Raw genomic sequence first — 14721 nt, 5'->3', positions numbered from 1 at the left:
ACCTCTTCGATAAACCACTACCTAACAGTATTTAACATGACTTTTTTCTTCCGTGAGCCATTCAATTATATGAAATTAACATTCAAAATATTGTAGAGAATTAAACCCTAATTCTGCAATAACCCAAACAGCATTGAAGAAGCCTATTCTAAATTGATCTTAGCAAGCCGAAGAAATTCACTATTTCTAATTGAAATCAAAAAGTCAGGTAAGGGGAAACTCTATTTACCCAGTCTTCATTGAAAATTTTAATATTCAACAACTCTTCTGCTGATTTGTATGGCCCATGTTGTTTCCTATAAGCCAAAATCACCTTAGTGGCCCCATAGTCTATATAAGGGTGCTTTATCAATTGTTTAAAATCTGCTGAATTGATATTTAATTGACGGCTTATATGGGATTCAAAAGCAAATACAGAGTAAATTTTCTCGGCGAGTTCAGCATCTACCCCATAAACTTCCAGAATTTGCTCCGGACTGTGAAAACCGCCTAAACTTTCTCTGTAATCATCAATTCGCGCAGAAAGAAAAGGTCCTACACCTTGTACCATTTGCAATTCAATGGCAGTAGCTTCAGAAAAAGTTATTTTATTGAAACTTGGCTTGCTAGGTTTCTTTAGTGATGATGAAGAGCTGCTTTTCTTTTCTTCCCTCTTTGTTTCCTGGCTTGGCTTTTGGTTTTTCTGACTAGAATCTATCCGAGAAGGAACCTTTTGGCTTAGCAATTCATTGTTTTCAGCAATGTAAGCCAAATAAGTAGCTTGATCAGAAGAGTGGTGATAGCGTTCTATAAAAAATGGCCCAGCGTATAGCAGGCAAAGTATAGGGATTACAAAAACGAAACCCCGCATTTCCCTACGGGTAAAACCCAAGTACGATTTTAATATGTAGAACCAATTTTCCATCATAGATTTTCTCTATTGGCTACATAAATTAAGAATATTGGAATGTTATTCCAAAAATTCGCAATATTGTATTAGGATTTAATGCGGCATTAATTATTTAGAAGTATTATAAATTAAACTCCCTTTGCCGAATTAATTCATTTCGTCCCAATTCTATAATAAATTTGTAGCTGAAAGTTCGTCACCATGCAGTCAAAGTTTAAAGCTTTAAGTCTCTCATTTAAGAATGCCCCCGTAGCAATCCGGGAATTGGTTTCTTTGGACGAAGGAGCGGTACGTTCTCTTTTGGGAAAATTGAGAGAGTTTTTTAGCTTGACGGATACCTTGATTCTTTCTACCTGCAACAGGACAGAAATATATTACAGCCACGAACTGGATCTTTCCACAGAAATCATAAAACTTGTAGGGCTAGAAAAAGGACTGGTAGATACCATATCGTATTTGGAATATTTTGACATTTTCCATGATGATAAAACAGCCATATCCCATCTTTTTAGAGTGGCGATGGGTCTGGAAGCTCAGGTTATTGGAGACATGCAAATATCCAATCAGGTAAAACGAGCGTATCAGACTGCAGTGGACATGGACATGGCTGGACCTTTCTTACACCGCCTCATGCATACCATATTCTTCACCAATAAGAAGGTAGTACAAGAGACGGCATTCAGAGATGGAGCTGCTTCTGTATCCTATGCAGCAGTGGAATTAATTGAAGAGCTTACCTCCAATACCCACCAACCAAGAGTACTTCTGGTAGGACTGGGAGAAATAGGAGAAGATGTTGCTAAAAACCTGGTTTATTTGGGTGATGCAAAAATAAAAATTGCCAACAGAACCTATTCTAAAGCTTTGGAATTGGCTACTGAATATAATTTTGAAGCCATCCCCTTCGAGGATTGCTTTGAAGCAATGAAAGAGGCAGATGTGATCATTTCTTCGGTCGCAATGTCTGAACCTTTAATAAGCAAACAGTTAATAAGTAGTTTTAATATAAAAAGCTATAAATTACTGGTAGATCTTTCGGTACCAAGAAGTATTGACACCGCAGTGGAAGACCTTCCAGGTGTATTGCTGTATAATGTGGACAATATCCGAAGCAAGGCGACCGAAACCTTAAGCAAAAGGAAAGCAGCTATACCACATGTGGAGAATATTATCGTAGAGAACATTAAAGAATTCTACGATTGGAAAAAAGAAATGATGGTTTCCCCAACCATCAATAAGCTAAAAAACAGCTTGGAACAAATCCGTAAAGAAGAGCTGGAGAGATACCTTAAGAATGCAGATAGTCAACAGTTCGATATTATCGATAAAATGACCAAAAGCATGATGCAAAAAATTCTTAAAGTACCCGTGGTTCAACTAAGAGCTGCTTGCAAAAGGGATCAAGCTGAAGAAATGATTGGAATCATTAATGACCTTTTTGACTTGGAAAAAGAAGAAGTCAAAAAAACAGATCATTAGGTAAAAACCAAGTACTGACCTACTTATATTTTTTTATTCAGCAGTTAAAATTGCCTTTGTAGTTTTATTGGGAAAGCTGTAATTTCTTTTTTACTTTCACCCCTAAAACACGCTAAAATGCATAAATTATACCTATACAGATTTTTTATAACCTTGCTATTAACCGTACTGTTTGCAAGGATAGGTTCAACTCAAACCTGGGAAGTATTTGACAACGACTTCCACTTGGAAAAAAAGCTTTCTAAGGGAGAAATTTTCTTATTAGGAAATAACCTAAGGATCAATGTTTGGGACAATGATCTTTCTTTTTTAGATGCAAAATATGAACCGTTCACAGTAATAGAGGATGCTTCCCTTTATCAATTTCTTGAGCCTTGGATAATCATCCAAAACAAGGATAAATTTGGGGCGATCCATGAATATGGGGAGCAGGTGCTACCTGCTATTTATGATGAAATTGATTCTTATTATACCCGATTACTTGCAAGACTAGGCGATGAATACTTTGTTTACGACAGAGGCAAAAGGGAGACTACTCCTATAGGTAGTTATGTTTCGGCCAGAATAGCCAGAAATGGTCAGGTGATCGCTCAAAATAGCGATGGAAGCTTCTCTTTACCCCTTTCACAAACTCCAGAACACCGTTTTATTTCACTTACAGACCCTACTGATGATGTAATTGTTGCTAGGGAGGCCTCTGGCTTGGGATTAATCAATATGGAAGGAGATTATATTCTAAAGCCTGTTATTGATGAAATAAGCCATTTGGAAGACAATTATTTTTATGCTAAAAACAGCAATGAATACCTTTTGATCAACGCCCTATCCACTACGGCTGACATCAGGTACAATAGCTTCCACAGGATTAGCATTGAACATGATGTAATGGTAGAATACATCCATGGAAAATTGCGTAGGATAATGAAAAATGACGGTATCCTGCTGGATATTGTCGGAATGGATTCCGTCAGAAGATCAGGAAACTATTTTAATGTTCACTTTAGAGACGGGACCACGGGCTTGTTAAATAAAGAAGGTGACTGGGAAGTTAAGCCAACAAAAACTGCCACAGGAATTCTGCCCGGTAACGAAGGTGCTTATGGCGCCAAAATTGGAAATGGCTTCGGCTTTATCAATGCCTTTGGTGACACCATAGTAAGTCCTGAATTTGATCAGGTAAAAGTATTCTCAGAGGGCATGGCAAGTGTGAAAACCGGCACCAAATGGGGTTATATCAACCATCAGCAGGATTTGGTCATCCCTTATCAATACAGCGCTGTAGGGCCCTTTAAAAACGGCCTGGCTATCGTTCAAATCGACGGCAAGTACGACCTGATCAATAAAAGTGGGAAGTCTTTGCTCGAAAGCCCTTGTAAAAGAATTAGCAGAATGATGGATGAATATTACCTTTTAGAAGACAATGGCTTGTTTGGACTAGCCAAGCCAGATGGTACTATCATTAGCCAACCAGTATTTGAGGAAATCAGAAGAGAGGCTAAGGATAAGATCTTAATCAGGAAAGGTGACAAATACGGGGTGATAAAAGAAAATGGGGATTTCGAACTTCCCCTTTACTATAACGCCATTCTATTTGACAATAAGAATGCTAAAATTTTAGCAAAAAGCAAGGCAGAGGAAGTGCCTGAAATATTGAGTAAAAAAGAATTGAAAAAAAGAAGGAAAGAAAAAAAAGGGGCATAAAGCCCCTTTTTTTATTATTTATTTTTATCGTTTCCTCTAGACCTGTCTGAGGATTTATTTTCATCAGATTTTGCTATTGAATCCCGCATACTGGTATCAGATTTTACATTTTCCATTTTGTAATAATCCATTATGCCCAAGTTACCGGACCTAAATGCTTCTGCAATGGCTTTAGGAACCTCAGACTCAGCTTCGGTTACCTTCGCTTTCATCTCAACATTTTTAGCTTTCATTTCCTGCTCTAGGGCAACCGCCATTGCCCTTCTTTCTTCGGCCCTGGCTTCCGCTACTTTCAAATCAGCAGTAGCCTGATCAATCTGAAGTTTTGCTCCAATATTTGATCCAACATCGATATCTGCAATGTCTATGGATAATATTTCAAATGCAGTACCTGAATCAAGCCCTCTTTCCAATACAAGTTTTGAGATTTTATCAGGGTTTTCCAACACACTTTTATGGTTCTTCGCAGAACCTATAGAAGTAACAATCCCTTCGCCTACTCTAGCCAAAATCGTTTCTTCACCAGCTCCACCAACCAATTGAGCGATATTGGCTCTTACAGTCACTCTTGCTTTGGCAATAAGCTGAATACCATCTGCTGCTACTGCTGCTACATTGGGAGTATTGATCACTTTAGGGTTTACTGAAATCTGAACCGCCTCAAATACATCTCTTCCTGCTAGGTCTATGGCTGTAGCTTGTTTAAAAGAAAGAGAGATATTTGCCTTGTCTGCTGAAATCAAAGCCCTAATAACATTTGGCACATTACCTCCAGCTAAAAAGTGCGTTTCCAGATCATTGGTAGTAAGATTAAGCCCAGCTTTGGTTGCCGTAATTAGCGAATTGACAATCACCCCAGGAGGCACTTTTCTGATTCGCATACCCACCAATTCCAAAAGCCCAACCTTTACATTGGAGAAAATGGCAGTAATCCAGAGATTTACGGGTACAAAATAGAGGAAGACAAATAATATAATAAGACCGCCAAAGGCAGCGACCAATACCAATACCGAATTAGAAATATCCATAATTTAAGGTTTTATGATGATTTTATTGTTTTCAATTTTTGAAATAGTAATGCTTGTTTTTGCAGGAATAAACCCTCCCTGAGATTTGGCCTCATAAATTTTATCTTCAATAATAATTTTTCCGTAAGGCTTACAATCAGAAAGTGTTTCACCTACCTGACCAACTTCAAGCCCTAGCAGACGATCGTCATACGCTCCTCCAGAAGAGGTATCTTTGAGCGCGAAACGATCCCACACCCCAGACTTAAAACCATAAACGATCATTCCCAGATTTATAAAACCAGAAGCAGCTAAGGCTCCATACCCTACAACTGGGGAGAAGTGAATGAAAGCATGATAAATCCCTAGAGCTGTAAAGACAAGTCCCAATATACCTACTACGGTCGTTCCCGGTACAAAAATAACTTCCAGCATTACCAAAAGTGCACCAAAAACAATCAAACTTATTAATATTAACCAGTCCATGAATTTCATTTTTAAGTCTTCCATTTTAAATAAAAGGGAAGCTTGCTGTAAAATTACAAGATTTCGGAACAATAGAAAGCCAAATGAAATGAATCATTTGGCTTTCTATATTTTTTAACCCGGATTATGTAATAGGATTTCTCCGTCCTGACAATAGTCAGGGGTGAAGCCTGTCCCGTGTTTACGGGAAGTGTTGCAATCGCAAGAAAATCAGGCTGTTTGGAGATTTTAACATAGCACCGCTATGGTGAAATTGAAAACAGCAACAAAGTGCCTGATTTTAAAGCGATTTCAGCACGTAATAGATTGTCTATTGCATATTTCGGGTTTAAAAATGGTAAATCCGGTTCAAAGTCAAAGTCCTTTGTAAAAAAGAGTTAAAAAAAACAGCATTTTGAAAAAAAGTGTTGATCAATCCAGCAACACTTTTCCAAAATCCTGTTCTACTATTAGCTAAGCTAAAAGTTTAGCTTTTGCTTCCAATACTTTTTAAATCTAATAAGCCTTAGCGAAAAGCACCCTTCCCGTGGAAGGTGCTCCTGTAAGTATGCACTTGCCCTCCTCCTGAACCTGATCCAAAGGAATGCAACGAATTGTCGCCTTTGTTTTTTCTTTGATCTTCTCTTCAGTTTCGGCAGTACCATCCCAATGGGCAGCAACAAAACCACCTTTATTGTTCAACACATCTACAAATTCCTCCCAAGTTTCGACAGAAGTCGTTTTTTCCTCGGTAAAGGATTTGGCTTTCTGGTATATGCTCTGCTGAATTTCATCCAGCGTTTCTTTAATTTTCGCAATTAAATCTTCTGACTCAAAATTAACAACGGTTTTGGAGAGGTCATCCCTTCTTGCCATTTCCACTGTTTTATTTTTGAGGTCCCTAGGTCCAATTCCAAGTCTCAACGGAACACCTTTCAACTCATATTCAGCAAACTTCCAGCCTGGCTTGTAGGTATCTCTATTGTCAAACTTGGCAGAAATACCAAGCTCATCCAACTGATCAACAATTTCCAAAGCCTTAACACTAATTTCGGCCAGCTCTTCCTCACTTTTAAATATAGGAACGATCACCACTTGGATAGGTGCCAATTTTGGAGGTAAAACCAAACCTCTATCGTCAGAGTGCGCCATTATCAGGGCGCCCATCAAACGGGTACTTACTCCCCAGCTTGTTCCCCAAACATGCTCTAAGCCACCTTCTTTAGTAGCAAACTTCACATCAAAAGCTTTAGCGAAATTTTGCCCTAAGAAATGCGAAGTACCTGCCTGTAAGGCTTTTCCATCTTGCATCATCGCTTCTATACAGTAAGTAGATTCAGCTCCAGCAAATTTCTCGCTTTCCGTCTTCACACCTTTTATTACCGGCATAGCCATAAATTTCTCAGCAAAATCGGCATAGACATTCATCATCTGCAATGTTTCTTCCTGGGCCTCTTTTTTGGTAGCATGGGCCGTATGCCCTTCTTGCCATAAAAATTCTGCAGTCCTTAGAAATAGTCTAGTTCGCATTTCCCAACGCACCACATTGGCCCATTGATTAATAAGTAAAGGCAAATCCCTGTAGGATTGGATCCAATTTTTATAAGTACTCCATATTACTGTCTCAGAAGTAGGCCTAACGATCAACTCTTCTTCCAATTTAGCCTCTGGATCTACAATAACTCCTTTTCCATTTGGATCTGTCTTTAATCGATAATGAGTTACGACAGCACATTCCTTGGCAAATCCTTCAACATGGCTTGCTTCTTTGGATAAAAACGATTTGGGGATGAACAAAGGGAAATAGGCATTGCTATGTCCAGTTTTTTTAAACATCCGATCTAGCTCAGCTTGCATTTTTTCCCAAATACTAAAACCGTATGGTTTAATCACCATACACCCTCTGACGGCACTATTTTCAGCCAAGTCAGCTCTTTTCACCAATTCATTGTACCACAGGGAATAATCCTCACTGCGCTTGGGTAATCCTTTACTCATTATTATTTCTTTGTTGTAATAAAAAAACTCTTTATCTTAGATTCTTGATTTGTGACAAATATAAATTAAAAATTGATAACCCTCTTGGTATATTCTCGTATATAGTAAGTGAGGAATAAACTAAATATCTATATGATTAATTTCAATCCAATTCGGACAATGGGTGCCTTTGCGATTTTAGGCCTTGCTGCTTGTAGCACCAGCTACCAAGCCAGCAATATGGGCGGGGAAGTCGACAACCTATATTTTATGGCTTCAGATGCTAGAATAGCAACTGAATATGCTGTAAGCAATAATAATCCGGAAAACTTTAAGGAAATTGAACAAATCCGCGATATTGACGGAGATGTAGAAAATTTTTCTGCAAAAAATGTAAATCCTGAATACATCGCCAAATACCAAAGTTCAGCTGCACCTGCTGCTGAAGAAGCTACGGTATACTTCGATGACTCTCAGACCGGAACAGATCTTGGAACTGGAGATCCTAACATTAACGCCTATGACAATTATACTGGCGCAAATGGAAGTGGATCAGTTACCAACAACAACTTCTTTATGAGTCCAATGATGGGATTTGGTATGTCACCCATGATGGGTAGCATGTACAATCCATACTTTGGTTCAGGATTTGGAAGCATGGGATTTTATGATCCATTCTATTCAGGATTTGGTTTCAACCCAGGATTTGGATTCCGACCAGGTTTTAACTTGTCTCTTGGGATGGGATTCGGTTTTGGAAACCCTTATTTCAGACGCGGATTCGGAATGTATGATCCATTCATGAATTATGGATACGGTTACAGACCAGGGTTCGGCGGTTTATATGGCGGTGGATTTGGTTACCCTACTACTGTAATAGTGATGCCTGGCGGAAATGAAGCCAATAGGCGTCAGGTTGTTCAAGGAGCAAGACCTTACAGATCTTCTTCATTGGCCAATGCGAATACTTCCAGCAGAAGCAGAAGTATTGCAAGTCCAACTTCCTCTAGAGCAAGTGCAAGAAGAGATGCTTTATCTAACAACTCTAGTGCAGTATCCAGAAACAGGTCATCTGCCACAAGCAATTCATTCAGCAGATCACAAAATGACTTCTATAATTCAGCCTCTGCTGCGCCTTCAAGGAGAAACATTAATTCTCCAGTAATGAACAGGTCTGGAAACACTTCTACAAGAAGCAGTTACGGAACAACTAATAGTAGTAGAACTTACAGATCTTCTGCACCTTCAAATAGCAGGTCCAGAAATTACAATTCATCAAGCAACAGCAGGTCGCAATATTCAGCACCTAGCTCAAATAGTAGAAGTTCTTCTCCATCTTACAATAGATCCAGGAGCACAAGAACAACTACACCATCATATCAACGCTCTACTACACCAAGTAGAAGTAGCACGTATTCTGCACCTTCCAGGTCTTCATCTAGCTATAGCGCTCCAAGGAGTTCAGGTAGCTCTTCAAGAAGTACAGGAGGTAGCAGCAGCGGAAGTAGAAGAGGGAATTAATTCCCTCTTTTTTTCTATCCTTTAATCATCACTCCCATTGTCAAACAATGATTTTTTTCGCTTTAATCCACAAGGTTGGATCAAAGTGGCATTACCTTATTGACTTTATTTATCTAAATACCTACCCTTGAAGTAACGTTTTACCTTAACCTATTTAAGACATTATCCGTTTTGGATAGTATTGGTTCTTAATTTCAATGCCTTTAAAAAAGCAGGAGTTTTTGAAATGCTTCTTATATAAAATTGCATTGGGGAACAAAACATTAAAAAGGATTTAATAGAATTGACATGAAAGGATTTAAATTGATTTTATCTTTATCTGCTTTGCTTGCATTACATATAAGTGAGGTAAAAGCACAAGCTGGTTACGCTGAAGACGCACTCCGGTTTAGCCAATTTGGATCTACCGGTTCCGCTAGAATCAGCGCACTGGGAGGATCAGGCAATGCATTAGGAGGAGACATAAGTAATATACATAACAACCCTGCTGGTTTAGGCTTTTATCAAAATTCAGAATTTAGTTTCACAGCAGGCTATAGTGATTGGAATGCATCTACTTCCTTATGGGGGCAGAATGAAAACTTCAATACGACTAATTTCTCTTTGCCCAATCTTGGAGTAGTAATCAGTAGAGCTAAAATGCCTTTAGAATTAGGCGATTGGCGAGGCGGTTCCTTTGGTATTAGTATCAATCGACAAGCTTCCTACAATAATGATTTTGGCTATTTTTCAAACCAGCTTGACCAAGGATCCATCCTTGATTTTTACGTGGATGACTACAATCAAAACGGTGTACCTGGTGGAACAGACGGTTTATTTTTCGATGCTTTTCTAATTAACCCAGTAGAAGGAGGCGGATATGATTATTCACCAAATGCTACCTTAGCTTTAGAAAAAGCAGAAAAAGTTGAAAATCAAGGTTCAATGTCCCAAATCAGCTTCTCTTACGGGGGTAATTATAAAAATAAATTGTTTATAGGCGCCTCTCTTGGTATTAGCTCGGTTACTTTTAGGTCTACAAAGACCTATGAAGAGACATTTATAGATGACAATAACCAAACTTCTCTATTTAGTTCTCTACAAGAGAATTTAAGCCTTGAAGGTTCAGGATTAAATATTGGGCTTGGATTGATTTATAAACCGGTAGACCAATTGAATATTGGATTGAACTTCAAATCCCCTACTTGGAATCAATTTAATGAGGAGTATGATGCGGACATAATTGCCAATTTCTTCCCTCCTTATCAGGACCCGGAATTTGGCTCTATTTCAGAATCTGATGCACAAACAGATATTTTCGTAAGCAGCTATAATTTGAGAACCCCTATGCGTATGGGTGGTGGATTAACCTACTTCTTTGGGAAAAATGGATTTATTACCGCAGATGTAAATTACTTAGATTACAGTTCAGCCAATCTTAGGTCCAATGTATTCAATACTGAACAGGACAATACTGAAATCAGTAATCTTTATGGCCAAACGATCAATTACAGTTTAGGTGGAGAATTTAGATTCGACAAGTTTAGACTAAGGGCTGGTTACGCCTACTTTGGTGATCCATATGCGGCAACAGGGAACATTAGCCAAAGAACAACCCAGTTTTCTGGTGGTTTAGGCGTGAAACTTTCAAGCTTTAGCATAGACTTAGGTATTGTTAACAGTAGTTTCATGAAATCGTATTTCACCTATCCTGATACAGCCATCATAGACAACAATCGAACTACTGGATTGCTTACCTTAGGGTTTAGCTTTTAACAAAGGCATCCACTCAGATATCAATAACTCAGGGGAACTGTCTTCTCCCCTGAGTTTTATTTTTGCCATTTCATAAAATGCACTTCTTTGAGAATGCATATCTTTAAGCTTTAGAATTATTTGAGGCGTGTCCAAACTGGAAAACAAGGGCCTAATAGCCACTTCAGTATTTGACAATCTCTCCAGAATATTATTTAGTGGAACATCTAGGTACACAGAAACACCTTTTTTATTTATCAGATCCATATTGTCATTATAGCAAGGTGCACCTCCACCCGTAGCCAAGACGAACTCTTCCTCTTTACTAAGAATCTCATCTAAAACTGTTGACTCTAATTTTCTAAAATAGCCTTCCCCATGGGTAGGGAAAATTTCAGCTATGGCCTTCCCTGCTGACTTCTCAATTAAATCATCTAAATCATAAAAGCGCCAATTTAACTTTAGTGCCAACGCCTTTCCCAAAGTAGATTTCCCACTACCCGGCATGCCTACAAGTACAATTTTCTTTGGATCCATTGTTATTTGGAAAAAATATTATTAGCTATTTCAGGTGTTGGAGTATTACGGTAATGATACTTCTTAAGGATGGTTCCTTCTTCAATAAACACCAAACCTGGATTGGACCTGATTATGGTTTTTACTACGGTAGCATCAGCCATATAATAACCGATACGAAGACCTTTCTTCTCAAGATAATTTTTCATTTTTTCTTCAGAGGAGGCAGCTATCAAAAGTACACTTACCCCAGTACCCTGAAATGAATTAATTAAAGCACTGATTCTATCCAATTCTTTTACTGACAACCCTATTTTTTCAATATTACTGGAAAGGATCAATAGCTTTTTACCTTGGAGTATTTCCTCTGTATGGTCTCCTGCCTCATTCCATACCGCAAAATCAGAGATTCGAGGGAGCACTTCAGGATTCTTCAAAGTCATCTCTAAAAAAGTATAACTATCATCCGTTGGGTATTGGTCAAAAGCATGATTTTCTCCATCTTTTTCCATAAGGTAGGAATATTGCAATTCCCCAGATGGCTGCATGGCTTGATGAATATTAACCCCTTCTTTAAAAGCCCTGAAATCTATAAATGGAAGATTTCTTATGGCGTAAATAGCCAATACCAAAGAAAGTGCTAAAGTACCCATTGTAACCCACTTACCAAAGGCCGAGCGTTTGTTGGGTAGTTTTTCTTTAAAAACAAGCAAAAACACGATCATAACCAAAAGAACGATGTCTTTGTAAAAGGATTCCCAAGGAGTAAGTTTGATGGCATCTCCAAAACAGCCACAGTCGGTTACTTTGTTGAAATACGCAGAATAAAAGGTAAGGAAGGTAAAGAACAGTATCATTGCCAGCAGAAGATAAACCGCTCGCTTTAATCGCCAACCAACAAGAAGCATGACTCCTAAGGCCACTTCAAAAACCACCAAGAATACGGCGATGGCCAGGGAAATTTCTTTTAGTGGTTCAAATATGGGGGAAATGTCAGTAGCAAAAACATCGAAATATTCCTGCATTTTTATGGAGGTACCTACAGGATCATTCACCTTTATTAAACCTGAAAAGATAAAAAGCCCACCGACCAAAACACGGGAAATAGCAATTAATGTTTTAATGATCATCTTGATTTAATTTTATCATACAAAAAACAGCATAATTGAGCATGTCCTGATAGTTGGCCACCACTCCTTCAGACACAAGGGTGTGACCTTGATTGTCTTCGATCTGCTTTACCCTATACAGTTTCATAAGAATAATGTCTGTAATGGAAGAAATCCGCATACCTCTCCAAGCTTCACCATAATCATGGTTTTTATTGGCCAGCAAATCTTTGGTATCGCTTACCCATTTGTCATAAATGGGCTCCAATTCTTCAAAAGTCAATTCCATTCGGGAATCTCCAGCCAAATCACTTTGCATTAAAGCGATAAGACAATAATTAATAATACCAATAAATTCATCCTTTACAGGGTCATCCACCTTCTGGAATCCCTTTTCCTGAATAGACCTTATCCTTTGGGCCTTGATGAAAATCTGATCTGTCAGTGATGGCAACCTCAGAATCCTCCACGCGGTACCATAATCCTGCGTCTTCTTCTTAAAAAGTTCTTTACAAAGGCCAATAACTTCGTTATATTCGCTTGCGGTTTGCGTTTCCAAAGCAAGGGTGTTTTATGTTAGAAAATTCACATTCAATTTATAAGTTCGAAGATACTTTATTTCCCCCAAAAATAACACTTCAAATCAAAGGAAAGCTTTTTGCTTTGAATGAACCATGGATTATGGGGATAATAAATAGCACCCCTGATTCTTTCTATGACAAGAGTAGAACCTCAGGCAAGGAAGAGGACTTTTTAGAAAAAGCAGCGCAGATGATCGAAGATGGTGCTCACATTTTAGACATTGGAGGGTATAGTTCCAGACCTGGCGCTGCCCCGGTCTCAGAAAAAGAGGAACTAAAAAGAGTAATTCACGTTATTAAGAGTATTAAAGATAGGTTTCCTGACAACTTGGTTTCTATTGACACTTTTAGATCTGAAGTTGCCAAAGAAGCTGTAATGGCAGGTGCTGACATTGTTAATGACATTTCAGGCGGCGAACTTGATCGCCAAATGCTTGATACTGTAGGTGGTTTGGGTGTTCCATATATATGTATGCACATGAAGGGAACTCCTCAATCAATGCAAAATTTTTCTGATTATGTCGATATGGAAAAAGAAATTCAATATTTTTTTTCGGAAAAAATTAATAAATGTAAAAAAGCTGGCATAAAAGATGTAATACTTGATATAGGATTGGGTTTTTCGAAGACTTTAGAACAGAACTACGAACTTATTAAAAACTTTTCCTATTTTAAATCAATACAATTACCTGTGCTAATAGGGGTTTCTCGAAAATCCATGATTTATAAATTATTAAAAATAAGCCCTGAAGAAGCTTTAAACGGGACTACTGCCTTACATATGGCAGCCCTCATTAATGGAGCAAATATATTAAGGGTGCATGATGTTAAAGAAGCAAATGAAACTTTAAAATTATATAAACAAATCTACACTTGAATTTACTCTTTAAAATTGGCTTTCTGGACATTTCTCTAGTCAACCTTATAGACATTACCTTGGTAAGTGTGCTCATTTACCAGGTATATAAGTTGATGCGAGGTAGTGTAGCCATTAAGATATTTTTAGGTTTCCTATCCATCTACTTAATCTACCTTGTGGTAAGTGCAGCACAGATGGAACTCCTAACAATAATTTTGGGCCAGTTTATGGGTGTAGGTGTGTTGGCTGCAATAATTTTGTTTCAGCAGGAAATCAGGAAATTTCTCCTCATTGTGGGTAAGTCTTCCATATTTTCAAATGAAAATTTGTGGCAAGAATTATTGTTTTGGAGAAAAAGGGAAAGTCAGGCATTCAATGTAACCCCAATTATAGAGGCCTCCAAAACCCTTTCGGGAAGTAGCACAGGAGCCTTAATCGTGCTTTCAAGAAATTCCGAGTTAAAATTCTATGCGGAAAGTGGAGACCATATTGACGCAGTGGTTTCCAAGCGTTTATTGGTTTCAATTTTCAATAAATACAGCCCATTGCATGATGGAGGTGTAATCATTTTTAATGGTCGTGTTAAAGCAGCAAGATGCATACTACCTGTGACAGAACGTGAGGTACCTGCACAATTTGGCCTTCGCCACAGGGCAGCCATTGGCATGTCTGAAGCAACAGATTCATTGATTCTTATCGTTTCAGAAGAAACTGGTCAGGTCTCTTTGGCCAAAAATGGTAAAATACTTCACAACCTCTCTTTTCAGGAGGTTCGAGAATTGATAAACAATTACCTGACCGGAGAAGAAATTGATGATAAATTCGAGCCCCTCAATCAATCTGAAAGAAGGGCTGAATTAAAACGAATTTCTGAACTTTAATC

General features: G+C 38.3%; 13 protein-coding genes. 6 read left to right on the top strand and 7 right to left on the bottom strand.

All coding sequences use genetic code 11. The features are described from left to right. Positions 1 to 196: 196 nt before the first annotated feature. Positions 197 to 907: a ComEA family DNA-binding protein gene (locus CA2015_RS12230; RefSeq protein WP_048642174.1), complete on the bottom strand. Its 711-nt coding sequence runs from the start codon at positions 905 to 907 to the stop codon at positions 197 to 199. Positions 908 to 1090: 183 nt separating this feature from the next. Between CA2015_RS12230 and hemA the strand changes: the two genes are divergently transcribed. Both hemA and CA2015_RS12220 read left to right on the top strand, forming a co-directional pair. Next, positions 1091 to 2368 carry a glutamyl-tRNA reductase gene (gene hemA / locus CA2015_RS12225; RefSeq protein ID WP_048642173.1) on the top strand — a complete coding sequence of 426 codons (1278 nt, stop codon included), beginning with the start codon at positions 1091 to 1093 and terminating at the stop codon, positions 2366 to 2368. A 117-nt stretch (positions 2369 to 2485) separates the two neighbouring features. Further along, complete coding sequence (locus CA2015_RS12220; protein ID WP_048642172.1) at positions 2486 to 4069, top strand: WG repeat-containing protein; 1584 nt, start codon at positions 2486 to 2488, stop codon at positions 4067 to 4069. A gap of 14 nt (positions 4070 to 4083) precedes the next feature. Here the strand turns inward: CA2015_RS12220 and floA are convergent, their stop codons facing one another. The 3 genes from floA to proS all read right to left on the bottom strand — a co-directional run bounded on the left by floA (position 4084) and on the right by proS (position 7539). Continuing rightward, on the bottom strand, positions 4084 to 5097 hold the full coding sequence (gene floA / locus CA2015_RS12215; protein ID WP_048642171.1) for a flotillin-like protein FloA: 1014 nt from the start codon (positions 5095 to 5097) through the stop codon (positions 4084 to 4086). Between the two features lie 3 nt (positions 5098 to 5100). Then, a complete protein-coding gene (locus tag CA2015_RS12210; protein ID WP_048644499.1) occupies positions 5101 to 5562 on the bottom strand; it encodes an NfeD family protein in 462 nt (153 codons plus the stop codon). A gap of 495 nt (positions 5563 to 6057) precedes the next feature. After that, the gene (gene proS, locus CA2015_RS12205; protein WP_048642170.1) at positions 6058 to 7539 is read right to left on the bottom strand and encodes a proline--tRNA ligase; all 1482 of its coding nucleotides are present in this window, start codon (positions 7537 to 7539) and stop codon (positions 6058 to 6060) included. 132 nt (positions 7540 to 7671) lie between these two features. Between proS and CA2015_RS12200 the strand changes: the two genes are divergently transcribed. Both CA2015_RS12200 and CA2015_RS12195 read left to right on the top strand, forming a co-directional pair. Then, positions 7672 to 9039 (top strand): DUF5320 domain-containing protein, encoded by a 1368-nt coding sequence (locus CA2015_RS12200; protein WP_084012021.1) that lies wholly within the window; start codon positions 7672 to 7674, stop codon positions 9037 to 9039. A gap of 288 nt (positions 9040 to 9327) precedes the next feature. Then, positions 9328 to 10794, top strand: coding sequence for an OmpP1/FadL family transporter (locus CA2015_RS12195; protein ID WP_048642168.1), 1467 nt, complete (start codon positions 9328 to 9330; stop codon positions 10792 to 10794). Here the strand turns inward: CA2015_RS12195 and CA2015_RS12190 are convergent. From CA2015_RS12190 to CA2015_RS12180, 3 genes are read right to left on the bottom strand one after another with little or no spacing between them, the layout of a single operon-like run. Beyond that, the gene (locus CA2015_RS12190) at positions 10777 to 11310 is read right to left on the bottom strand and encodes a shikimate kinase (RefSeq protein ID WP_048642167.1); all 534 of its coding nucleotides are present in this window, start codon (positions 11308 to 11310) and stop codon (positions 10777 to 10779) included. The two genes, CA2015_RS12195 and CA2015_RS12190, sit on opposite strands and share 18 nt — an antisense overlap. A gap of 2 nt (positions 11311 to 11312) precedes the next feature. Next, the gene (locus CA2015_RS12185) at positions 11313 to 12419 is read right to left on the bottom strand and encodes a BT_3928 family protein (protein ID WP_048642166.1); all 1107 of its coding nucleotides are present in this window, start codon (positions 12417 to 12419) and stop codon (positions 11313 to 11315) included. Further along, the gene (locus CA2015_RS12180) at positions 12409 to 12957 is read right to left on the bottom strand and encodes a DUF1599 domain-containing protein (protein WP_048642165.1); all 549 of its coding nucleotides are present in this window, start codon (positions 12955 to 12957) and stop codon (positions 12409 to 12411) included. Before CA2015_RS12180 ends, CA2015_RS12185 begins: the two co-directional genes overlap by 11 nt. Before the next feature lie 14 nt (positions 12958 to 12971). On the opposite strand from CA2015_RS12180, the gene folP reads away from it, so the two are divergent. Further along, positions 12972 to 13856, top strand: a complete 885-nt coding sequence (folP, locus tag CA2015_RS12175) for a dihydropteroate synthase (RefSeq protein ID WP_048642164.1) — start codon at positions 12972 to 12974, stop codon at positions 13854 to 13856. Beyond that, complete coding sequence (cdaA, locus tag CA2015_RS12170; RefSeq protein ID WP_048642163.1) at positions 13853 to 14719, top strand: diadenylate cyclase CdaA; 867 nt, start codon at positions 13853 to 13855, stop codon at positions 14717 to 14719. Before folP ends, cdaA begins: the two co-directional genes overlap by 4 nt. Positions 14720 to 14721: the final 2 nt, after the last annotated feature.

Origin of the sequence: Cyclobacterium amurskyense (genome assembly GCF_001050135.1) — a bacterium.
Classification (GTDB): Bacteria; Bacteroidota; Bacteroidia; order Cytophagales; family Cyclobacteriaceae; genus Cyclobacterium; species Cyclobacterium amurskyense.
This window is presented reverse-complemented; position numbering and strand designations above follow the sequence as displayed.